Genomic DNA, 19,898 nt, shown 5'->3' with positions numbered 1-19,898 from the left:
CCCCGTGCGGGAGGCCGATAGTGTTGAGGAAAACCCGATTATCGGAAGAGCCCCATGACGCGTGCAAATCAGGGGCCAGAAGTGCCCCTCAAACATGAACACCACGAGTACCACGGTCGTGGCACGGAGACCCCCCTCGAGCACATCGCGGACGCCGTCAACGTGCACGAGGACGAGGGGCTGCATAAGGGCCTCAAGGCCCGGCAGGTGCAGATGATCGCGATCGGCGGGGCCATCGGCACCGGGCTGTTCCTCGGCGCGGGCGGCCGTCTCGCCACCGCGGGCCCGTCCCTGGTGTTCGTGTACGCGATCTGCGGATTCTTTGCGTTCCTGATCCTGCGCGCCCTCGGCGAGCTGGTGCTGCACCGCCCGTCGTCGGGCTCCTTCGTCTCCTACGCCCGTGAGTTCTTCGGCGAGAAGACGGCCTTCGTCACCGGCTGGCTGTACTGGCTCAACTGGGTGATGACCGCGATCGTCGACGTCACCGCCGTGGCGCTCTACATGAACTTCTTCGCCCGGTACTGGGCGCCGTTCGGAGACGTGCCGCAGTGGCTCTACGCGCTCTTCGCCCTCGCGGTCGTGCTCTGCCTGAACCTGCTCTCGGTGAGCGTGTTCGGCGAACTGGAGTTCTGGTTCGCACTTATCAAGGTGCTCGCCATCGTCGCGTTCCTGCTGGTGGGAACGTGGATGGTCATCTTCGGCACGCCGATTCCCGGGCAGGAGGCCGGTTTCAGCCTCATCGCCGACAACGGGGGCTGGCTGCCGAACGGGGTGATCGCATCCGTGCTGGTCGTTCAGGGCGTCGTGTTCGCCTACGCGTCGATCGAGCTGGTCGGCACGACCGCCGGGGAAACGAAGAACCCGGAGAAGGTGATGCCCAAGGCCATCAACACGGTCATCGTGCGGATCGCCGTGTTCTACGTCGGCTCGATCCTGCTGTTGTCGCTGCTGCTGCCGTACACCGCGTACCAGGCCGGCGAGAGCCCGTTCGTGACATTCTTCGGCACGATCGGCATCGACGGCGTCGACGTGATCATGAACCTGGTGGTGCTCACGGCGGCCCTCTCCTCCCTCAACGCGGGCCTCTACTCGACCGGACGCATCCTGCGCTCGATGTCCCTTGCGGGCTCGGCGCCGCGATTCGCCGGCAAGGTGAGCCGCACGGGCGTGCCGTTCGGCGGCATCCTGCTCACCGGCGCGGTCACGCTGCTCGGCGTCGGCCTGAACGCGGTCGTCCCCGACGCCGCCTTCGAGATCGTGCTGAACATGGCGGCCATCGGCATCATCAGCGCCTGGGGCATGATCGTGCTCTGCCAGCTGCGCCTGCACGCCTGGTCGAAGCTGGGCATCCTCGAGCGGCCGGCATTCCGGATGTTCGGGGCCCCCTACACGGGCTACGCCAGCCTGGCCTTCCTCGTCGCGGTACTCGTGCTGATGGCCTTCGACTGGCCGGTCGGCACGCTCACGATCAGCTCGCTCGTGATCATCATCCCGCTGCTGATCGTCGGCTGGTACGCCTCGCGCGGGCGCATCCTCGAGATCGCGGCCGCCCGGGAGGGCTTCACCGGCCAGGTGCCGATCATCCCCAACCGCCCGCTCGCCGACCAGATGCGCGGCACGGACCCGACGGATGCGGGCCGGAAGGGCTAGCGGAGGGCGCCGGGGCCGGTTACCGGCCGGCGCCGGTCAGGTCACGCCCGGGTCAGGTCACGCTCAGGCCAGGTCACGCTCTGGCCAGCACCTCGTCGACGACGGCGGCCAGACCGGCTGCCGCCTGCGGGAGGTCGCTCTCGGACCGGGCCCCGGTCTCCGCCTCCACGGAGAGGGAACCGTTCCGGGCGCCGACCAGGACCGACCATTCGTCGCCGACGCGATACGCGACGGCGTAGGAGGCCTCACCGTTGGTCGTCACCTCGAGTTGCAACAGGTCCCAGGTGCGTGTCACGGCGCCGGGCCGGGTGCCCTGAACCGACGTGCAGTCCTGGAAGAGGGCCGCCTTGGCGTCGAAGGGATACGGCGGGGCGGCGGCCGGCGGCAGGCTTGTCACCCGCACTCTGATCCCGTCCAGCTTCTCCTCCCCCTGGATATCACCGTCGGCCGTGGACGCTCCGGCCTGCGAGCCCGTGTAGGCCACCTCGTCGTAGACGCACGCCTCCGATGAAGGCATCACAGCCGTGTCCCCCGGCCGGATCGTCGATCCTCCGGCCACGTCGATGGCTTTCCCGGTGGGGCCGGTGACCCCGTCCAGGAGGCCGGCCAGCTGCTCGGGCGTGAAGGCGTTGCTCGGTGGTGCGGGCACCGACGGCGCTCCGTCCCGCACCACGGCGACGATTCGCGTGGCCAGCTCGGCCAGGTCGGCGGCCGTGGCGTCGGCGTCGGCCGTCGCCACCATGCGACCCATTCCGATGGACACCGTTCCGGCCAGCGCCTGCAGGCTGACGGTGAAGTCTCCCGGTTTCAGGCCGCCGGTCACCACGGTGGCGAACGTCCGATCGCCGACCGCGGGCACCTTCACGAAGCGTGCGTCCTGAGGGGTCTCGGTGCCTGATTGCGTGAGCGTGAAGGTCGAACAGGCGGAGGCCTGGTCATCCGTGCAGGCGAAGTTCGCGTTCGTCAGCTCGCCGGTCGGGGCGCTCTTCAGCAGGATCATGGTGGTGTCGGTGCCGAACGGGGTGCTGGCGGGCAACGCACCCGCCGCGAATTGCATTTTCAGCGTTTCGGGCCGGGTCAGCATGCTCTCGGGCTGGAATGCGGCACAGGCCGCGGGCTCGGCGGCGGGTCGTGGCGGAAGGTCGGCGCCGTCCTTGAAGGCGATTCTCACGCTGCCGGCGTCGCTGTAGGGGATGACGGTGTTGCCGGCGCCGTCAGCGAGCGTGGCGAGCAACGCCGTCAGCTGCGCGTCGGTGAACACCGTGCCGACGGACCCGCCGGGGTCTGCCGACGGCTGCGCTGTCCCGCCGGGACCGGCCGGGGGCGCCGTTGTTCCGCCGGCGCACCCGGCCAGCAGGAGCGCGGCCAGCGCTGCGACGCACACGAGACGGGGGCCCGGCGTTCGGCGCGGTCGGGTGCCCGGTCGAGGCCGAGCGTCCATCGGGGGGCCTCCTCCAGCTCGGTGCCCTCACCCTAGGCTTCCGCCCGCACTCCGGATAGGTCAGACGGCGCGGCGGCAGGTGACCGCGTGACTGACGATGACGAGCACGAACGCCAGCGACAGGATGCCGATGTAGGCCAGCGGCACGGCGGGCATGCCCACGGTGTTCAGCAGCGCGGCGCCCAGCAGTGCGCCGCCGCCGATGCCGGCGTTGAACGCGGTGGTGTAGATGGCGCTCGCGGTGTCACGGATGCGCCGCGAGGCTGTGCGCAGCAGTCGCGTCTGCAGCAGCGGCGGCAGCGTGCCGAAGGCCAGCCCCCACAGCACGAAGGCGCCGATGGCCACCGGCAGCGTCGACGCGAACAGGGCGAGGACGCTGACGCTGATCGCGGAGACGGCGATGCCGATCACCAGTCCCAGCTGGGGCCGAGGGCCGAACACGGTGCCGGAGAGGACCAGCCCGACCGCGCCGGCGATGCCGTACGCGAACAGGAGCGGCGCGACGGCCGCGCCGTCCACGCCCATCCCGTCGATCAGGAACGGGGCGATGTAGGTATAGAAGGTGTAGTGCCCGACCATCGTCAGGGCCGTGATCGAGCAGAGCAGGATCACGGCTGGCATCGTCGGGTCGCGGCGCGGTTCGGCGGCCGTTTCGAGGGCGGGCACGGCGGCGGGTTCCGCCGCGGCGAGCGCGGCCGCCTCGGCAGCCTCGGTCGCCTCGGTCGCCTCGGTCGCCTCGGTCGCCTCGGCATCCGTGCGCCGGGCACCGTAGTGCGAGACGTGCGGCAGGAAACGCCACACGACGACGGCGCCGAGGAGCATCAGCACGGCGAGCGCGATGAACGACAGCCGCCAGCCCAGGAGGTGCCCGGCCGCCGTGGCCAGCGGAACGCCGAGCACGAACGCGAGGGTGCCGCCGGACACCGTGATCGCCACGGCCCGGCCGATCTGCTCCCGCGGCACGAGATGCGCCGCATAGGCGCCGACGACGGCCCAGAACAGGCCGTGGGCCATGCCGCCGAGGATGCGGCCGCCCACCATGAACGCGTAGTTGGGGGCGACCGCGGTGAGCACATTACTGACGGCGAGCACGACCAGCACGAGCACGATCAGGCCGTGCCGCGGCAGCCGGCGGGTCAGATGCGCCAGGGAGGTGCTCGTGAGCACCACGGTGAACGCGAACCAGGAGACCAGCAGCCCCACCTGGGCCTCGCTGACGCCGAGGGACCGGCTCATGTCCGGCAGCAGGCCGGTCGGCAGCATCTCGGAGGTCACCGACAGGAAAACGGCGGCCGCGAGGGCGATCAGCCCGACCCAGGGGAAGGGGCCGGGAGTTGACCCCGGGCGGCCCTGCCCGTCGCCGAGCGGGGGCAGGGTGATGGGCGCGGTGAATGACATGGTGGCTGTGGCTCACAGACGGGAACAGTGGCGCCCGCCGCTCTCGCGTCGCGGGGCCGGTCCGGATCGGCTGCGCGCCGACGTGCGCGCCCGGGGCCGGCATGCTGCGCCGACCACGTCCCAGCCTAGCCGACGGGTGGCCGGCGCGGCCAGAGAGGCCGGTAACCTAGTCGGATGACTTCTTCTCTGTCGCCGAACCCGCGCCACCACTGGGTGATCACCCTCGTCTGCGTCGACCAGCCGGGCATCGTGCACGCGGTCAGCGGTGCCATCGTGCGCGCCAGGGGCAACATCACCGAGAGCCAGCAGTTCGCCAGTGCCGACACCGGCCGGTTCTTCATGCGCCTGCAGGTGGAGTCCCCCGCCCCGCGCGAGGAGCTCGAGCAGGAGCTCGCCCCCGTCGTCGCCCACTTCAGGATGAATTCCGCCATCGACGTGGTGGGGCGCCCGGTGCGCACCCTCGTGCTCGCGTCGACGGCGGGCAACTGCGTGAACGACATGCTGTTCCGCCAGCGCGGCGGGCAGCTCCCGATCGAGGTCCCCCTGGTGCTCAGCAACCACGGCACGCTGCGCGACCTGGTCGGGTTCTACGGGGTGCCGTTCGAGTCCCGACCGGTGACGGATGCCGCGAGCAAGGCGGCCTTCGAGGCGCGCGTGATCGAGGCACTCGACGAGCACGACATCGAGCTGGTCGTGCTCGCCCGGTACATGCAGATCCTCTCCCCCGAGCTCTGCACGCTGCTCGAGGGCCGCGCCATCAACATCCACCACTCATTCCTGCCCGGGTTCAAGGGTGCCAACCCCTACAAGCAGGCCCACGCCCGCGGCGTGAAGCTGATCGGGGCCACCGCCCACTTCGTCACCGGCGACCTCGACGAGGGCCCGATCATCGAGCAGAACGTCGTGCGCGTGGACCATTCCCGCACGCCGGCCGAACTCGTCGCCATCGGGCAGGACGAGGAGAGCCGCACCCTGACCCAGGCGGTCACCTGGTTCGCCGAGCACCGGGTTCTGCTCGACGGTGCCCGCACCATCATCTTCAAGTAGCCGCCCGCCTGCTCGGTAAGATGGGGCAAGTGACCGATACGAGCGTGAAGACCAGCCCCAACGACATCCTGCGATTCCTGCTCGAACTGTTCGCGTTCATCAGCCTCGGCATCTGGGGTTTCGCGGCGTGGCCGCTGCCGTGGCCCGGCGTCGTGGTCGGCATCGTCGCCCCGGCCTTCGCGATCCTGCTCTGGGCTCTGTTCCGCTCCCCCAAGGCCGTGTTCAAGCTCGACCCGTTCGGCAAGGCCGTGGTCGAGATCTGCGTCTTCGGAGCAGCAGCTCTGGCCTGGTGGGACCTCGGCCTCCCGCTGGTCGGTGTGATCTTCGCCGTCGTCGCCACGGTCAGCGGCGTTCTCTCCGGCCGCGCGGAACTGCGCTAACCGCCTCCGCACGGCCCGGGACCATTGGCCCTTCCGGCGACTGGCCGTTCGGAGCAGGCTCGGCGCATGAACGAGCTCGCCCCGGTTCGCCTGGCCCTGCTCAGGAAGCAGTTCGGCGAGGGCGTCGCTCTCGACGGCATCAGCCTCACCCTCGAGCTCGGTGAGGTCTTCGGCTACCTCGGACCCAACGGCGCGGGCAAGACGACCACGATCCGCCTGCTGCTGGGGATGCTCCGTCCGACCTCCGGCCAGGCGCAGGTCTTCGGCCTGGACTCGTGGCGGCAACCGGTCGAGGTGCACCGCCTGGTCGGGTACGTTCCCGGTGAATCGGCGCTCTACGGCCGGCTCACCGGCCGGCAGCACATCGCCTTCTTCGATCACCTGCGCGGCCGCGATGACCGGGCCGAGGCCACCGCTCTGGCCGCCCGCTTCGACGTCGACCTCGGCCGCCCGGCGCGGACGCTGTCCCGCGGTAACCGGCAGAAACTCGCGATCGTGCTGGCGGTCATGTCCGCGCCCCGGCTGCTGATCCTCGACGAACCCACCAGCGGTCTCGACCCGCTCGTGCAGCAGGAGTTCCACGCCCTGCTCGGCGAGTACACCGGGGACGGCGGCACCGTGCTGTTCTCGTCTCACGTGCTCGGGGAGGTGCAGCGGGTCGCCGACCGGATCGGCGTCATCCGTCGCGGCCGGCTGATCGCCGTCGAGCGGCTCCAGGAGCTCCGCGCCCGGTCGCTGCACCGGATTCGGGCGAGTTTCCTGGAGGAGGTGTCGGCCGAGGATTTCGCCAGGATCCGGGGCGTGCAGGACCTCTCGATCGGCGACCGGAGCCTTCGCTGCAGCGCGCCGCAGTACGCCCTAGATGCGCTGCTGAAACAGGTGCCCGCCGGTCGGTGATCGATTTTGAATGCGCCGAAACCGACCTCGAGGAGACGTTCCTCGGCTATTACGGGCCGGGCGACACCGGCTCCGACACCGTCACCGAAACACACGGCGGTGAGACCGATGCTGGCTAGCCTGTTCACGAAGACCCTGTACGACCAGCGCCGAGGTCTGCTCGGCGGGTCGGTCTCTCTGGTGCTCCTGGTCGGCATGTATGTGGCCCTGTGGCCGAGCCTGCGCGACCAGCCGTCGATGAGCGATTTCCTGAAGCAGATGCCCGAGGCCTTCCGCTACCTGTTCGCCGCGACCGGCGCGGACATGTCGACCCCGGTCGGCTACGTGCAGGTCGAACTCCTGTCGTTCATGGGCCCGATCGCCGTGCTCGTCTACGCGATCGGCGTGGGTGTGGCCGTGATCGGCGGCGAGGAGGACCACCACACCATGGACCTCCTGCTGGCCAACCCGGTCGGCCGCACCCGGGTCGTCCTGGAGAAGTTCACCGCGCTGGCGTTGGGCACGTTCCTGCTCGCGGCGGTGACCGGGGTTTCCCTCGTGGGCCTGGGGTCGTTCGCGGACATGAACCTCCCGGCCGGTGACGTGGCCGCCGCCATGCTGCACCTGGCGCTGCTCGGCGTGGTCTTCGGCGCCCTGGCCCTGACGCTGTCGGCCTCGACCGGCAGGACCGGGCTGAGCCGCGGCATCCCGGCCGTCGTCGCGGTGGTGGCCTATGTGGTGAACGCGCTGGCGCCCCTGGTCGACTGGCTCGATCCGTTCCAGAAGCTCTCGCCGTACTACCAGTACATTGGCCACGACCCGCTCCGGGAGGGCGTGGACGGCCCCAGCGTGCTCGTGGCCGTGGCCACCGTCGCCGTGCTCCTCGGGCTCGCCGTGCTCGGGTTCCGTCGGCGGGACATCGCGGCCTGACCGGCCCGCCCCGCCCGCCCGCCCGCCCGCCCCGAGCCTTACCCAGCGCTGCCCCACCGCACCCAGCCCTGCGCCGTCTTGCCCCGCCGAGCCCCGCCGAGCCGTGATTAAAGCTCCTCAAAATTCAAAAAAACGGGGCGGAACTCACGGTTCGGCGGGTCTCGCGCGGGGCGTCAGCGGGTGTCAGGGGACGTCAGGGAGGCGGGTGCCTCGCGGCATCCGCAGGGCGGCGTAGCCGGAGGTCGCGAGGAAGAACAGGGCGCCCACGCCGAAGGCCACCGGATAGGAGACCTGGTCGGCGAGGAAGCCGGCGACGAGCGGGCCGATGATCGCGCCGAAGTCGGAGAACATCGAGAACACCGCCACCGGTCTCCCGCCGCCGGCCCCGGCCGCATCCCCGACGGCGGCCGCCGGGGCGGTGCCCATGAACGCCGAGGCCACCCCGTAGACGCAGAGCAGCCCGGTGAGAACCACGATGTCAGGCGCAAACGGGACGGCGAAGATGGTCAGCCCGGCCACCAGGAACGCCCCGATGATGGCGGGCCGGCGGCCCACCCGGTCGACGAAGCGCGACGCCGGGGCGAGCGCGATGGTCTGCGCGACGGCCGCGAAGGCGAACGCGATGCCGGTCCAAGCGGTCGGCCCGCGGAGCACCTCGACCACCAGCACGGGGATCAGCGCGTTGCGCACACCGAACGAGGTCCAGCCGGTGGAGAAGCTGGCCAGGCACGCCGCTCGGAAACGCTCGTCCTTCAGTACGGTGCGGAACGGGACTCGCGGGGCCGGTGCGGCATCCGTTTTCGGCCCCGTGCCCCGCACCGGTCGCAGCAGGACCAGGCCCAGGAACCCGGCGACGGAGAGGGTGCCCGCATAGAAGAAGAACGGTGCGGTGAGGGAGATCGTGGCGAGCAGCCCGCCGAGGGCCGGGCCGGCCATCCCGCCGAGCAGGAAACCGCCCTGGTAGAATCCGATGGCGCGGGCCCGGATCCCGGGCGCGGTGGAGCCGAGCAGCAGGGTCATCGCCGCCACGGTGAACATGGCCGAACCGATGCCGCCGGCGCCGCGCAGCAGGAGGAGCTGGGGATAGTTCTGAGCCACGCCGACCAGGCCGCTGGAGACGGCGACGATTCCGATCCCGGTGGCCAGGACGGCTCGTTCGCCGGCCCAGTCGATCATGCGCCCGGTGAAGGGACTGGACACGAAACGCATCAGGGCGAAGGCGGAGACGACGGCCCCGATTTCCAGGTTGCCGACCCCGAAGCTGCGCACGTACACGGGCAGCACCGGGACGACGACACCGAAGCCCACCATCACGAAGAAGGCGATCACGCCGAGCACGTACACCTCGCGGGACAGCCGCGGGCTCCCTCCGGGGGTCACACCGTCGGGGGTCGGGCCGCCGCGGCGGAATCGTGCACGCATTACCTCAGGTTAAGCCTTCGGCCGGTCCCGAGTCGCCGCGCGGCGCCCGAGCCTCAACTCCTCACCCGAGCCCCGCCCCCTCGATCCGGCCCCGGCCCCCCGCCCCCAACCAATTCGACGGAGATTCTGCCGAATACGGTCCGAAACAGGCTGGAATCGCGCGCTGAGATCAAAATCTCCGTCGAATTGGTTCACACGGGCTCAGCGCGCGCGGGATCCGACCGTGGCCGGCTCCCGCGCGGCGACCTGGGCCTGAACCGCGGCATCCCGGCGGCCGCCGATCGCACGCAACGCGTTGAGGATCGTCGCGAGGTCGACGAATTCCTGCAGCAGCGCACCCACTGTGGCCGGGATGAAGCCGAAGGCGGCCAGGACCATCAGCACGACACTCATCGCAATCCCCAGCCAAATGCTCTGCAGGGCGATCCGGATGGTGTCCTGCCCGATGGCGACCGCGCGGGCGGTGCGGGACAGGTCGTCGATCAGGATGACGACGTCGGCCGACTCGCTGGCGGCCGTGGCCCCCCGCGCGCCCATCGCGATCCCCACGTCGGCGACGGCCAGCACGGGTGCGTCGTTCACGCCGTCGCCGACCATGATCACCGGGCGGTTGGGGAGCGAGCGCACGGCGTCGACCTTGTCGACCGGCAGGCAGTCGGCCTGCACGCTCTCGATGCCGACGAGTTCGGCGATGTGCTCGGCCGTGGGCCGGGCGTCGCCGGTGAGCATGACGGTCTCGTGCAGGCCCAGGGCGCGGAAATCGGCCATGGTCTGCCGCGCGTTGCCGCGCGTCTTATCGCTGGCGACGATGCTGCCGGCGAAGCGGCCGTCGACGGCGAGGTAGATGGCGAGTTCGCCGCCGTCGAGGGGGGTGGCCACGGCTTCCGGTGCGTGATCCCGAACGTAGGAGAGCTTGCCGACGACGACCTCGCGGTCGCCGAGCCGCGCGACCACGCCGTGGGCGGGCACCTCGTTCGCATCCTCCGTCGCGGTGAGTTCGAGTCCGCGGGTACGGGCGGCCGAGATGACGGATGCCGCGAGCACGTGCGACGAGTATTGCTCGGCCGACGCGGCGAGGGCCAGCAACTCGTCCTGGTCGAAGCCGAGCTCCGGCAGCACCCTCGCGATGGCCGGCGTACCGTGCGTGAGGGTGCCGGTCTTGTCGAACACGACGGTCTTCGCGCGGGACAGCATCTCCAGCACGCCACCGCCCTTGACGATGATGCCGTTGCGGGCGGCGCGGCTCATGCCGCCCATGAACGCCACCGGAGCGGAGATCAGCAGCGGGCAGGGCGTAGCCACGACGAGCACCTCGGCGAACCGGGCCGGGTCGCCGCTGACGATCCAGGCGATCGCGGCGATGGTGAGCGACACGGCGGTGAACGGCACGGCGTACCGGTCGGCGAGGCGCACCACGGGCGCCTTGCTCGCGGCGGCCTCCTCGACGAGGAGGATGATCTGCTGGTACTGGCTGTCGGCCGCTGTCGCGGTGGCCCGGATGGTGGCGGCGGCCTGGCCGTTGATCGACCCGCTGAGGATCGCGTCACCGGTCCGGCGCTCGACCGGGAGGCTCTCCCCGGTGAGCGAGGATTCGTCGAAGGCCGCGCTGTCGGAGACCAGCTCGCCGTCGACGGGAACGATCTCGGCCGGCCGCACCAGCAGGAGGTCACCCGGCCGCACGTCGGTGGCCGCCACGTCCTCGACGTCGGTGACTCCGGGGCCCGCCCCTGCTGCGCCGGATCCGTTGGCGGCTGCCACGATCCGGTGGGCGATCTGCGGGGCACGCTTCAGCAGGGCGTCGAGTTCGCGTTTGGCCCGGTTGACCGCGAAATCCTCCAACGCAGCTCCACCGGTCAGCATCAGCACGATGATCATCGTCGCGACATATTCGCCGACCAGCACCGTGGCGATGATGGCCATGATCGCGAGCAGGTCGACGCCGAAGGTGCCCTGGCGCAGTCTCCTGACCATGCCGACCGCTTCGATCCCGGCGATCAGCAGGCCGTACCCGCTGAACAGCCAGCGCACCGCGTCGGCCTGGCCGAGCAGCGCCAGCACCGCGCCGATCAGGCCCAGGGCGAGGGTCGCCGCAACGAGAGGATACCGACGGACAGCAGAGGACGCAGACACCATGGTCATATTATGGTCTCGGTCGGCGGGCTTCGCCAGCAAGGAAAGGCTCCCCTGACACCCGGCGGAGCATGCAAGACGGCGACAGCCCCACCCGAAAGGGAGGGGCTGCCGCCGTCGAAGCCGCGGGCGAATTACGCCAGGCGCGTCTGCAGGTTCTCGGCGATGGCCGCGAGGAATTCCTCGGTCGTCTGGAAACCCTGTTCCGGGCCCACGAGCAGGGCGAGGTCCTTGGTCATCTTGCCGCTCTCGACGGTCTTGATCACCACGTCTTCGAGCGTGTTCGCGAATTCGGCAAGCGCCGGGTTGCCGTCCAGCTTGGCGCGGTGCGAGAGGCCCCGGGTCCAGGCGTAGATCGACGCGATCGGGTTGGTCGAGGTGGGCTTGCCCTGCTGGTGCTGACGGTAGTGGCGCGTCACGGTGCCGTGCGCGGCCTCGGCCTCGACGACCTTGCCGTCGGGGGTGGAGAGCACGCTGGTCATCAGGCCCAGCGAGCCGAAGCCCTGGGCAACGGTGTCGGACTGCACGTCGCCGTCGTAGTTCTTGCAGGCCCAGACGTAGCCGCCCTCCCACTTCATGGCCGAGGCGACCATGTCGTCGATCAGGCGGTGCTCGTAGGTCAGGCCGGCCGCGTCGTAGCGGGCCTTGAAGTCGGCGTCGAAGATCTCCTGGAAGATGTCCTTGAAACGGCCGTCGTACGCCTTGAGAATCGTGTTCTTGGTCGACAGGTAGACCGGGTACTTGCGCTCGAGGCCGTAGTTGAGCGAGGCACGGGCGAAGTCGCGGATGGAGTTGTCGAGGTTGTACATTCCCATCGCGACGCCGCTGCCGGGCGCCTGGAAGACCTCGAATGACTGGGGCTCGCCGCCATCCTTCGGGGTGAAGGTCATGCTGAGCGTGCCTTCGCCCTCGAACCGGAAGTTCGTCGCCTTGTACTGGTCGCCGAACGCGTGGCGGCCGATGATGATGGGCTTGTTCCAGCCCGGCACGAGACGCGGGATGTTCGAGATGATGATCGGCTCACGGAAGATCGTGCCGCCGAGAATGTTGCGGATGGTGCCGTTGGGCGACGCCCACATCTTCTTGAGGCCGAATTCCTCGACCCGGGCCTCATCGGGGGTGATGGTCGCGCATTTGACGCCGACGCCGTGCTTCTGGATGGCGTGGGCCGAGTCGATCGTGATCTGGTCGTCGGTCTCGTCGCGCTTCTGGATCGACAGGTCGTAATATTCGAGGTCGATATCGAGGTACGGGTGGATCAAGGTTTCCTTGATCGCATGCCAGATGATGCGGGTCATCTCATCTCCGTCGAGCTCGACGACAGTGCCTTCAACCTTGATCTTCGCCAATGAAATCTCCTCAGACTTTTGCGGGGGCCTAATGGCCACGTCAATCCTAGTCGAGGGGTTCAATTATCTTGACATCGAGATAGTTTTCGGTCCGGCCCTGCCCGGCAGCGGCCGCCGATGCTCGGCCGAAAACCCGACTACCTCACCTCGTCTGCCGCAGGTTAGCCTGTTCACATGGGTGAACTACGACTGGAAGAACTGTCCGCACGCAACATCGTTGCGGCCAACAACCTGAGCCTGAAGCCGGGCCAGGAACAATTCATCGCTCCGGTCTCCTACGCGGTCGCGGCATCCGTTATCAATCCGGCCACCGCCTGGCAGCGGGTCGTGCTCCTGGACGGTGAGGTCGCCGGGTTCATCCACGGCAACTTCGACCCCGATTCCGAGCACGAGGAGTTCCGGGCCTGCCTCTGGCGCATCAACGTCGACGCGAATGCGCAGGGCCGCGGGGTGGGCAAGTTCGCCGCCGACGCGCTGGCTGAGGAGGCCCGCAAGCGGGGCTTCAAGCGCATCACGGTGATCTGGGAGCCGGGCGAGGGCGGCCCGGAGACGTTCTTCCACCGGATCGGGTTCACGAATGTCGGTGAGACGGTCTACGGCGAGGTCATCGGCGCGATGCAGCTGTAGTCCAGGGCCGACGTGGCTGCACCATCGGGTGACGAGTTCGTCGAGCATGTGTGCTCCATCGTCGCTTCGATTCCGCCCGGGCGGGTGATGACGTACGGCGACGTCGCCGCCGTGCTCGGCTCCCGCGGCGCCCGCGCCGTCGGCCAGATCATGGCGCGGTACGGCACAGACCTGCCCTGGTGGCGGGTGATCCGCTCCGGCGGCCACCCGCCGGCCGGGCACGAGGACCGCGCGCTCCCGCATTACCGGGACGAGGGCACACCACTTCGCGACCTGCCGGAGAGCTACCGGATCGACTACCCGGCGGCGCGGTGGAGCCACGGCTGAAGGTTGGATTCCGGTCACCCGCAACCCCTTGTTCGGGCTGGGTCAGGGATGTTACCGTTCCTCATGCCCAGCGAATCGACCTCCACTGACCCCCTTGCCTCCGACCCGGGCCTCTACCGGGTTCTGCTCGAAAACGACCGCGTGCGCGTGCTCGAGTTCCTGGACGCCCCCGGCGACCAGACCCATCCTCACGTGCATCCCGACAGCGTGATGATCACCCTCAGCTCCTATTCCCGGCGGCTGTCGTCGGAGGGCCGCGAGATCGACGTCGAGCTGCCCGCCGGCGAGACACGGTGGCTCCCGGCCCAGGAACACACCGGCCTGAACATCGGTTCCACGCCCACGCACGCGATCTTCGTGGAGCTCAAACAGGCCCCCGTCACGCCGCCGGAGCCCGGCCACCAACCGCTCGGCCCGGCCGCCCGCCCGCTGGCCCCCCGTCCCCTGACCGGCACACCGCTCTCCGACGCCTCGAGCGACGAAGAGAAGGCGTGGGGATTCGCCTAGCGCCGCTCCTCCTGCGGGTTCCCTTCCCGTCGCGCGGGACTAACCTGCGGCTATGACGAACGACCCGGCGGCCACCAATCCCGGTCTCTACCGGGTGATCCTGGAGAACGAGCGCGTGCGCGTGCTCGAGTACCTCGACGCCCCCGGAGACCAGACGACTCCGCACGCGCACCCGGACTCAGTGATGATCACGCTGAGCGCGTTCTCCCGGCACCTGGAGTCGGACGGCCGGGAGGTCGACGTCGACATTCCCGCCGGGGTCGCGCGGTGGCTGCCCGGGCAGCACCATTCCGGGCGGAACACCCGCCCCACGCCGACGCACACGATCTTCGTCGATCTGAAGGAGCCGCCGGCCGCGCCGACGGCTCCTTCACCCCGCGAGCCGCTGGGCCCGCGGCCGGGCTAGCCCGTCCCGGCGACCCGCACCGCGCATCCGTCGTGGCGCACCCTGTGCGCGCGGGCGCAGGTTCTACCCTGCGCCCGCGACTCGAACCTGCGCCGCGAGCGGGCTCGGCGAGCGGGCTTGGCGGGCGGGCGCCGCGGGCGGGCGCCGCAGCCCGTCTCTAGACCAGCGACTCCCGCCACGCGGCGTGCAGTTGCGCGAACCGCCCGGTGCCGGAGATCAGGTCGGCGGGGGTGCCGTCCTCCACGATGCGCCCGTGCTCCATCACGAGCACCCGGTCCGCGATCGCCACCGTCGACAGGCGGTGGGCGATGATCACGGCCGTGCGGTCTGACAGGAGCGTCTGCAGCGCCTGCTGCACCAGTCGCTCGCTCGGGATGTCCAGGCTCGAGGTGGCCTCGTCGAGGATGAGCACGGCCGGGTCGGCCAGGAACGCCCGCGCGAACGAGATCAGCTGACGCTGCCCGGCGGACACACGCCCGCCGCGCTTGTTCACGTCGGTGTCGTACCCGTTGGGCAGTCCCTCGATGAACTCGTGCGCCCCGACCGCCCGAGCTGCCGCCACGATCTCGGCCGGCGTGGCATCCGGCTTGCCGATCGAGATGTTGTCGGCGACCGACCCGCTGAACAGGTAGGCCTCCTGGGTGACCATGACGATCGCCCGGCGAAGGTCCTTGGGGTGCAGGTCGCGCAGGTCGACGCTGTCGAGGGCGACCCGGCCCTCGGTCGGGTCGTAGAAGCGGGCCATCAGCTTGGCCAGGGTCGACTTGCCGGCCCCGGTCGAGCCCACCAGGGCGATGGTCTCCCCCGCCGGGATGGCCAGGTCGAAGCGGGGCAGGATGACGCGGTCGCTCTGGTACTCGAACTGCACACCCTCGAACGAGACCGCGCCCTTCGCCGCCCAGAGGTCGACCGGCGTGGCCGGGTCGGGCACACCGGGGTGTTCCTCGAGCACCCCGGAGATCTTTTCGAGCGCAGCCTGGGCCGCCTGGTAGGAGTTGTAGAACATCGCCATCTCCTCCATCGGGTCGAAGAATCGCCGGGTGTACAGCAGCGCCGCGAGGAGCGCGCCGATGGCGAGCTGCCCGTCGACGACGCGGAACCCGCCGACCAGGAGCACGACCGCGACGGCCACGTTGCCGATCAGGACCAGGCCGGGGTCGAAGATGCCGAACAGCTGGATCACCCGCCCGTTGACCTTGCGGTAGTCCTCGACGAGTTCGCCGAACACGGCCTCGTTGCGCTTCTCCGCCCGGAAGGCCTTGACCGCACGGATGCCGGTCATGGTCTCCACGAACCGCACGATCAGGCTCGCCGAGGCCACCCGGGACTGCCGGAACAGCGTCTGCGAGCGCAGCTGGAACCAGCGCGTGAGCGCCAGCAGGGGCACCAGCGCGCCGAGCAGTACGAGGCCGCTGGTGCCGTCGAGCGCGAACAGGGCGATCCCGGTGAACACCATGTAGAGCAGGCCCTGCACGAGCTGGTTGATGCCCGAGTCCAGCAGCTCGCGGATCGCGTCGAGGTCGCTGGTCTGGCGGGAGATGATGCGGCCCGAGGTGTAGGACTCGTGGAATTCGAGGCTCAGCCGCTGCGTGTGCAGGAACACCCGTTTGCGCAGGTCGATCAGCACGGCCTGGCTGATCCGCGCCGACATGATCGTGTACCAGGCGATCAGCAGGGCACCGAGGACGCCCGTGCCGAGGTAGAGCACCCCGGTCGCGGCGAGCGGCACCCAGTCCTGTTCCATCAGCGCGGGCAGACCCAGGTCGATCCCGTACGCGATCAGGGCCGGCCCGGCCACCTGCGCGGCCGTGGAGGCGACCACGATCAGCATCGCCGCGATCACCGGCCAGCGCACGGGGCTCAGCAGCGACCCGAGCAGCCGCAGCGACCGGGTCCGGATCTGCTTGCTCTCCGCGGCGGTGAAGGTGCTGCGGTCTTCTCCTTCGACTCCGGTGACACTCATCGTGCCACCTCCTCTCGCAGTGACTCTCGTCGCTCTTCGTCTTCCAGGCTCGAGATCACGAACTTGTAGTGTTCGCTCTCGCGGAGCAGGTCGGAGTGCCGGCCCACCGCCGTGATGCGCCCGTTCTCGAGCAGGGCCACCCGGTCGGCCAGCATCACCGTCGACGGCCGGTGCGCCACGATCAGCGCCGTGGTGGAGGACAGCACCTCGCGCAGGGCGGCTTCGACGAGGGCCTCCGTGTCCACGTCCAGCGCAGACAGGGGGTCGTCGAGCACGAGCACTGCGGGCCGTGCCGCCACGGCCCGGGCGAGCGCGATCCGCTGCCGCTGGCCGCCGGAGAGGCTCATCCCCTCCTCGCCGACGAGCGTATCGACGCCCTGCGGGAGGTCGTGGGCGAAACCCGCCTGGGCGACCTGCAGGGCCTGCTCGAGCGCGGCATCCGCTTCAATCGAGCGTTCGGACCACTCGGGCCGGCCGAGCAGCACGTTATCGCGCACGGATGCCGAGAACAGCGTCGCATCCTCGAACGCCATCGACAGGTGGCGCCGCAGTTCCTCGCGGCCGAGGTCGCGCACGTCGACGCCGTCGAGGGTCACCGCGCCCTCGGTCACGTCGTAGAGGCGGGTGGTGAGCGCCGTCAGGGTGGACTTGCCGCAGCCGGTCAGACCCACCAGGGCCATGGTCTCCCCCGGTTCCAGCACCAGGTCGACGCCGTCGAGCAGGTCGAGGAAGCGGGCGGGCGAATCCGGGTAGCGGAAGTGCACGTTCGTGAACGCGAGGCGTCCGCGGGGCCGGTCGATCGTGACCGGATGCTCCGGGTCGGTGATCGAGTTCGGCGCGTCGAGCACGTCGAAGAACCGGTCGGTCGCGGTGCGGGTGTCGAAGGTCATCGACAGTAGGAAGCCGATCGATTCGACCGGCCAGCGCAGCACCGTCGCAGTGGCGAAGAAGGCCACCAGTGACCCCACGCTCAGCTCATTCTGGCTCGCCAGCCAGACGCCGGCCACCAGGCAGAGGGCGAAGGCGACGTCGGGCACCATCAGCAGCCAGAGCCAGATGCCGGCGATCGCGCGGGCCTTCTCGATTTCGGTGCCACGCAGGCTCTCGGCCTGCACGGAGAAGTTCTTCAGCGCGAATTTCCCGCGCCCGAACGCCTTGAGCACACGGATGCCGTGCACCGACTCCTCGACGGCCGTCGCGAGGTCGCCGGCCTGGTCCTGGCTTCGGCGGGCGACGGCGGAATACTTGCCCTCGAACAGGTAGCCGACCACCCAGAGCGGCACGGAGCAGACGAGGAAGATGACCCCGAGGACCCAGTTCATCGAGACCAGGATGACGGCGCCGATCAGGATCGTCACCACGTTGACCACGAGGAGAACAAGGCCGAACGAGATCCACCGGCGGATCAGGTTCAGGTCGCTGACCATGCGGGACAGCAGCTGCCCGCTCGGCCACTTGTCGTGGAAGGAGACCGGCAGGTCCTGCAGCCGCGCGTAGAGCGCGTTCCGCATTCTCGCCTCAATGTGAGTTCCGGGGCCGAGCACGAACCAGCGCCGTAGCGCGATCAGCACCGCCTCGATCACGCCGAGGCCGAGGATGAGGAGCACGGCCGGCCAGATCTGGCCGGCTTCCTGCCGGGACAGTGTGCCGTCGACGAGGCGCTGCAGCACCTGCGGTATGGCGAGGGCGACGAGGGCTGCGAGCAGGGCGGCGAGCATGCCGAGGGCGAGCCGCGGCACCGCCGGACGGGCGAACGGGTACAGGCGCAGCATCACCTGGAGAGTGTTCTGGCGCGCGGGGCCGGGGCCAGCCGCGGGATCGGGCGGATGGGTGTGGTCTGTGAGCGTGGTCACGAAAGAGTCCTGAACGGTACGTGGAGAACTGAACGGCGCCGGGGGGCGTCGCAGAATGCCGACGAGACGGGATCGAGTCGGCGAGGGGGAGGCCGGAGCCTCCCGGTGCGGCAGCGTTACTGCCGGCCTGCGGCCCGTGGGGCGGCTGGCGGTGTTCGGTGTCGGCCGGTGTTGGCCGGTGTTGGCGGTGCTCGGCGTTCTGGTGCGCGCTAGGCGGTGCGACGGAACGGGGCGGATGCGCCAATGCGGGCGCCGTCGTTCGCAAACGTTGCGAGCGTGAACGGTGCTGTCTTGGTCATGTCGGCCTCCTGAGCGCGTCGTGTCTGAACTGTGCCCCCCTGATCAGGCAGCCTTTCAGGATATGTTCCCTGGTCGCCCCGCGCAAGACCTAATTCGGGATTCGACGGGGCGGGACACCGTGCCGCCCGCTCGGGGCACCCGCAGGCTCAGCGAACCCAGCAGGCTCAGGGCACCCCGCAGGCTCAGCGCACCCGCACGCTCAGGCAGGTGACGCAGCCTTCGAGCTTCTCGAACTCGGAGATGTCGACCGTGACCACCCGGTAGCCGTGGGCGGCGAACAGCTGGGCCGAGCGCGGCGCTGCGCTCGACATGAGCACGGTGTGGTCGTCGAGCACGACCACGGCGGTGCCCTCGGGCTCGGGAACGGGCAGGAAGCTCGGGAACACGCTCGGGTCGTCGACGAGCGGCGGGTAGCCGATCACGGTGCCGTCCGGCAGCGCGGTGACCGCGGTCTTCAGGTGCAGCACCTTCGTGACCGGCACGGCGAGCACCGTGTAGCCGGCCGGAGCCAGGATCTCGCGCAGCTGCGCGATCCCCGCGTCGTTGGTGCGCAGGCTGCGCCCCACGTAGACGGTGCGGCCGACCTTGAGCACGTCGCCGCCGTCGAGGGTTCCGGGCAGCTCGAGGCGGTGCACCGGCAGGCCGAGGGCGCGCACGGCCGTCTCCGCGGCCACGGTCTCGCCGCGGCGGCTCGGAGCGCCCGGGCTGGCCACGACGGCGAGATTGCCGAAGAGGATGACCGCGTCCTCGATGAAGACGGAGTCCGGCAGGTGCAGGGCCGGCTCGACCTCGATTGTGTCCCAGCCCTCGTCGGCCAGCGCCGCCAGGTAGCCGCGCCACTGCTCGACCGCCAAGGCCAGGTCGATCGGGCTGCGCTCGATGTGCGTCAGCTGCCCCTCGGCCAGGTTGAGTGCGGGCCGGCGCACCAGCGCGCGCCGCCTGGCCGGCGCCCCGACGGATGCGTCCGCGTGCGAAGTCTCGGTTTCCATCCCGCCAGTGTAGAGCCCGGCCGTCCCGTCCCCTCGTCCCGCCCCTTCCCGCTTACCCCCTTCGCGCTCGCGCCGCCGCGCTTGCGCCGCCGCGCCTCCCGCTTCCCAAGAGTGCCCGTTCCGGTCGAGAGTGCCCGGTACTGCGGTCACTCTCGACCGGAACGGGCACTCTCACTGGCCCGGGTGGGCGAGCGCGGGTTGTGCGCCGCTCCGCGCGTGGCGTGCCACCCGCGTAACGGCGCAGCACGCGGGGCGCAGCACGCGGGGCGGGGGCCGGGCGACGCGGGTGCGGGCGACGTCGGC

General features: G+C 69.9%; 18 protein-coding genes. 10 read left to right on the top strand and 8 right to left on the bottom strand.

Going from position 1 to position 19,898, the window contains the following annotated elements; all coding sequences use genetic code 11:
* The first annotated feature begins 54 nt into the window (after nt 1–54).
* Nucleotides 55–1,650 (top strand): amino acid permease, encoded by a 1,596-nt coding sequence (locus tag E3T37_RS05035; RefSeq protein ID WP_134365728.1) that lies wholly within the window; start codon nt 55–57, stop codon nt 1,648–1,650.
* Nucleotides 1,651–1,723: 73 nt separating this feature from the next.
* Here the strand turns inward: E3T37_RS05035 and E3T37_RS05030 are convergent, their stop codons facing one another.
* Together E3T37_RS05030 and E3T37_RS05025 are read right to left on the bottom strand one after the other, a co-directional pair.
* Nucleotides 1,724–3,091, bottom strand: a complete 1,368-nt coding sequence (locus E3T37_RS05030; RefSeq protein ID WP_134365727.1) for a hypothetical protein — start codon at nt 3,089–3,091, stop codon at nt 1,724–1,726.
* Between the two features lie 60 nt (nt 3,092–3,151).
* Nucleotides 3,152–4,489: an MFS transporter gene (locus E3T37_RS05025; protein WP_134365726.1), complete on the bottom strand. Its 1,338-nt coding sequence runs from the start codon at nt 4,487–4,489 to the stop codon at nt 3,152–3,154.
* Between the two features lie 174 nt (nt 4,490–4,663).
* Between E3T37_RS05025 and purU the strand changes: the two genes are divergently transcribed.
* From purU to E3T37_RS05005, 5 genes are all read left to right on the top strand, one after another.
* A complete protein-coding gene (gene purU, locus E3T37_RS05020) occupies nt 4,664–5,536 on the top strand; it encodes a formyltetrahydrofolate deformylase (RefSeq protein WP_134365725.1) in 873 nt (290 codons plus the stop codon).
* 29 nt (nt 5,537–5,565) lie between these two features.
* Nucleotides 5,566–5,916 (top strand): YrdB family protein, encoded by a 351-nt coding sequence (locus E3T37_RS05015; protein WP_241976258.1) that lies wholly within the window; start codon nt 5,566–5,568, stop codon nt 5,914–5,916.
* A gap of 66 nt (nt 5,917–5,982) precedes the next feature.
* Entirely contained in the window at nt 5,983–6,813 is an 831-nt protein-coding gene (locus tag E3T37_RS05010) for an ABC transporter ATP-binding protein (RefSeq protein ID WP_241994538.1), read from the top strand.
* Nucleotides 6,810–6,932, top strand: a complete 123-nt coding sequence (locus tag E3T37_RS17610) for a hypothetical protein (protein WP_255572622.1) — start codon at nt 6,810–6,812, stop codon at nt 6,930–6,932. Before E3T37_RS05010 ends, E3T37_RS17610 begins: the two co-directional genes overlap by 4 nt.
* A complete protein-coding gene (locus E3T37_RS05005) occupies nt 6,922–7,722 on the top strand; it encodes an ABC transporter permease subunit (protein WP_134365723.1) in 801 nt (266 codons plus the stop codon). The genes E3T37_RS17610 and E3T37_RS05005 overlap by 11 nt, the downstream gene beginning before the upstream one ends.
* Nucleotides 7,723–7,905: 183 nt before the next feature.
* On the opposite strand, the gene E3T37_RS05000 is transcribed toward E3T37_RS05005, so the two are convergent.
* The 3 genes from E3T37_RS05000 to E3T37_RS04990 form a co-directional block, all read right to left on the bottom strand.
* Nucleotides 7,906–9,144, bottom strand: coding sequence for an MFS transporter (locus tag E3T37_RS05000; RefSeq protein WP_134365722.1), 1,239 nt, complete (start codon nt 9,142–9,144; stop codon nt 7,906–7,908).
* Between the two features lie 201 nt (nt 9,145–9,345).
* Nucleotides 9,346–11,277 carry a heavy metal translocating P-type ATPase gene (locus E3T37_RS04995; RefSeq protein WP_134365721.1) on the bottom strand — a complete coding sequence of 644 codons (1,932 nt, stop codon included), beginning with the start codon at nt 11,275–11,277 and terminating at the stop codon, nt 9,346–9,348.
* Nucleotides 11,278–11,408: 131 nt separating this feature from the next.
* Nucleotides 11,409–12,623 (bottom strand): NADP-dependent isocitrate dehydrogenase, encoded by a 1,215-nt coding sequence (locus tag E3T37_RS04990; RefSeq protein ID WP_134365720.1) that lies wholly within the window; start codon nt 12,621–12,623, stop codon nt 11,409–11,411.
* Nucleotides 12,624–12,797: 174 nt separating this feature from the next.
* Here E3T37_RS04990 and E3T37_RS04985 point away from each other — a divergent pair, with 174 nt between their 5' ends.
* The 4 genes from E3T37_RS04985 (at nt 12,798) to E3T37_RS04970 (ending at nt 14,490) form a co-directional block, all read left to right on the top strand.
* On the top strand, nt 12,798–13,250 hold the full coding sequence (locus tag E3T37_RS04985) for a GNAT family N-acetyltransferase (protein WP_134365719.1): 453 nt from the start codon (nt 12,798–12,800) through the stop codon (nt 13,248–13,250).
* Nucleotides 13,251–13,262: 12 nt separating this feature from the next.
* Complete coding sequence (locus E3T37_RS04980; RefSeq protein WP_134365718.1) at nt 13,263–13,577, top strand: MGMT family protein; 315 nt, start codon at nt 13,263–13,265, stop codon at nt 13,575–13,577.
* 63 nt (nt 13,578–13,640) lie between these two features.
* Nucleotides 13,641–14,084 carry a cytoplasmic protein gene (locus E3T37_RS04975; RefSeq protein ID WP_198415971.1) on the top strand — a complete coding sequence of 148 codons (444 nt, stop codon included), beginning with the start codon at nt 13,641–13,643 and terminating at the stop codon, nt 14,082–14,084.
* A gap of 52 nt (nt 14,085–14,136) precedes the next feature.
* A complete protein-coding gene (locus E3T37_RS04970; protein WP_134365717.1) occupies nt 14,137–14,490 on the top strand; it encodes a cytoplasmic protein in 354 nt (117 codons plus the stop codon).
* 157 nt (nt 14,491–14,647) lie between these two features.
* Here the strand turns inward: E3T37_RS04970 and E3T37_RS04965 are convergent, their stop codons facing one another.
* The 3 genes from E3T37_RS04965 to ddaH all read right to left on the bottom strand — a co-directional run bounded on the left by E3T37_RS04965 (nt 14,648) and on the right by ddaH (nt 19,595).
* Nucleotides 14,648–16,453, bottom strand: a complete 1,806-nt coding sequence (locus E3T37_RS04965) for an ABC transporter ATP-binding protein (RefSeq protein WP_134365716.1) — start codon at nt 16,451–16,453, stop codon at nt 14,648–14,650.
* A complete protein-coding gene (locus E3T37_RS04960) occupies nt 16,450–18,225 on the bottom strand; it encodes an ABC transporter ATP-binding protein (protein ID WP_134365736.1) in 1,776 nt (591 codons plus the stop codon). The genes E3T37_RS04965 and E3T37_RS04960 overlap by 4 nt, the downstream gene beginning before the upstream one ends.
* 563 nt (nt 18,226–18,788) lie before the next feature.
* A complete protein-coding gene (gene ddaH, locus E3T37_RS04955; protein WP_134365715.1) occupies nt 18,789–19,595 on the bottom strand; it encodes a dimethylargininase in 807 nt (268 codons plus the stop codon).
* Nucleotides 19,596–19,898: the final 303 nt, after the last annotated feature.

The organism is Cryobacterium sp. TMT2-10, assembly GCF_004403075.1.
GTDB classification, from domain to species: domain Bacteria; phylum Actinomycetota; class Actinomycetes; order Actinomycetales; family Microbacteriaceae; genus Cryobacterium; species Cryobacterium shii.
Note: the sequence above shows the minus strand (reverse complement) of the source record. Positions and strands in the feature narration are given on the sequence as shown.

What these genes read in the sequence shown, in the direction of transcription:
- E3T37_RS05035 (WP_134365728.1), top strand. Translation starts at nt 55, where the DNA reads ATGACGCGTGCAAATCAGGGGCCAGAAGTGCCCCTCAAACATGAACAC.
- E3T37_RS05030 (WP_134365727.1), bottom strand. Translation starts at nt 3,091, where the DNA reads ATGGACGCTCGGCCTCGACCGGGCACCCGACCGCGCCGAACGCCGGGC.
- E3T37_RS05025 (WP_134365726.1), bottom strand. Translation starts at nt 4,489, where the DNA reads ATGTCATTCACCGCGCCCATCACCCTGCCCCCGCTCGGCGACGGGCAG.
- purU (WP_134365725.1), top strand. Translation starts at nt 4,664, where the DNA reads ATGACTTCTTCTCTGTCGCCGAACCCGCGCCACCACTGGGTGATCACC.
- E3T37_RS05010 (WP_241994538.1), top strand. Translation starts at nt 5,983, where the DNA reads ATGAACGAGCTCGCCCCGGTTCGCCTGGCCCTGCTCAGGAAGCAGTTC.
- E3T37_RS05005 (WP_134365723.1), top strand. Translation starts at nt 6,922, where the DNA reads ATGCTGGCTAGCCTGTTCACGAAGACCCTGTACGACCAGCGCCGAGGT.
- E3T37_RS05000 (WP_134365722.1), bottom strand. Translation starts at nt 9,144, where the DNA reads ATGCGTGCACGATTCCGCCGCGGCGGCCCGACCCCCGACGGTGTGACC.
- E3T37_RS04995 (WP_134365721.1), bottom strand. Translation starts at nt 11,277, where the DNA reads ATGGTGTCTGCGTCCTCTGCTGTCCGTCGGTATCCTCTCGTTGCGGCG.
- E3T37_RS04985 (WP_134365719.1), top strand. Translation starts at nt 12,798, where the DNA reads ATGGGTGAACTACGACTGGAAGAACTGTCCGCACGCAACATCGTTGCG.
- E3T37_RS04975 (WP_198415971.1), top strand. Translation starts at nt 13,641, where the DNA reads ATGCCCAGCGAATCGACCTCCACTGACCCCCTTGCCTCCGACCCGGGC.
- E3T37_RS04970 (WP_134365717.1), top strand. Translation starts at nt 14,137, where the DNA reads ATGACGAACGACCCGGCGGCCACCAATCCCGGTCTCTACCGGGTGATC.
- E3T37_RS04965 (WP_134365716.1), bottom strand. Translation starts at nt 16,453, where the DNA reads ATGAGTGTCACCGGAGTCGAAGGAGAAGACCGCAGCACCTTCACCGCC.
- E3T37_RS04960 (WP_134365736.1), bottom strand. Translation starts at nt 18,225, where the DNA reads ATGCTGCGCCTGTACCCGTTCGCCCGTCCGGCGGTGCCGCGGCTCGCC.
- ddaH (WP_134365715.1), bottom strand. Translation starts at nt 19,595, where the DNA reads ATGGAAACCGAGACTTCGCACGCGGACGCATCCGTCGGGGCGCCGGCC.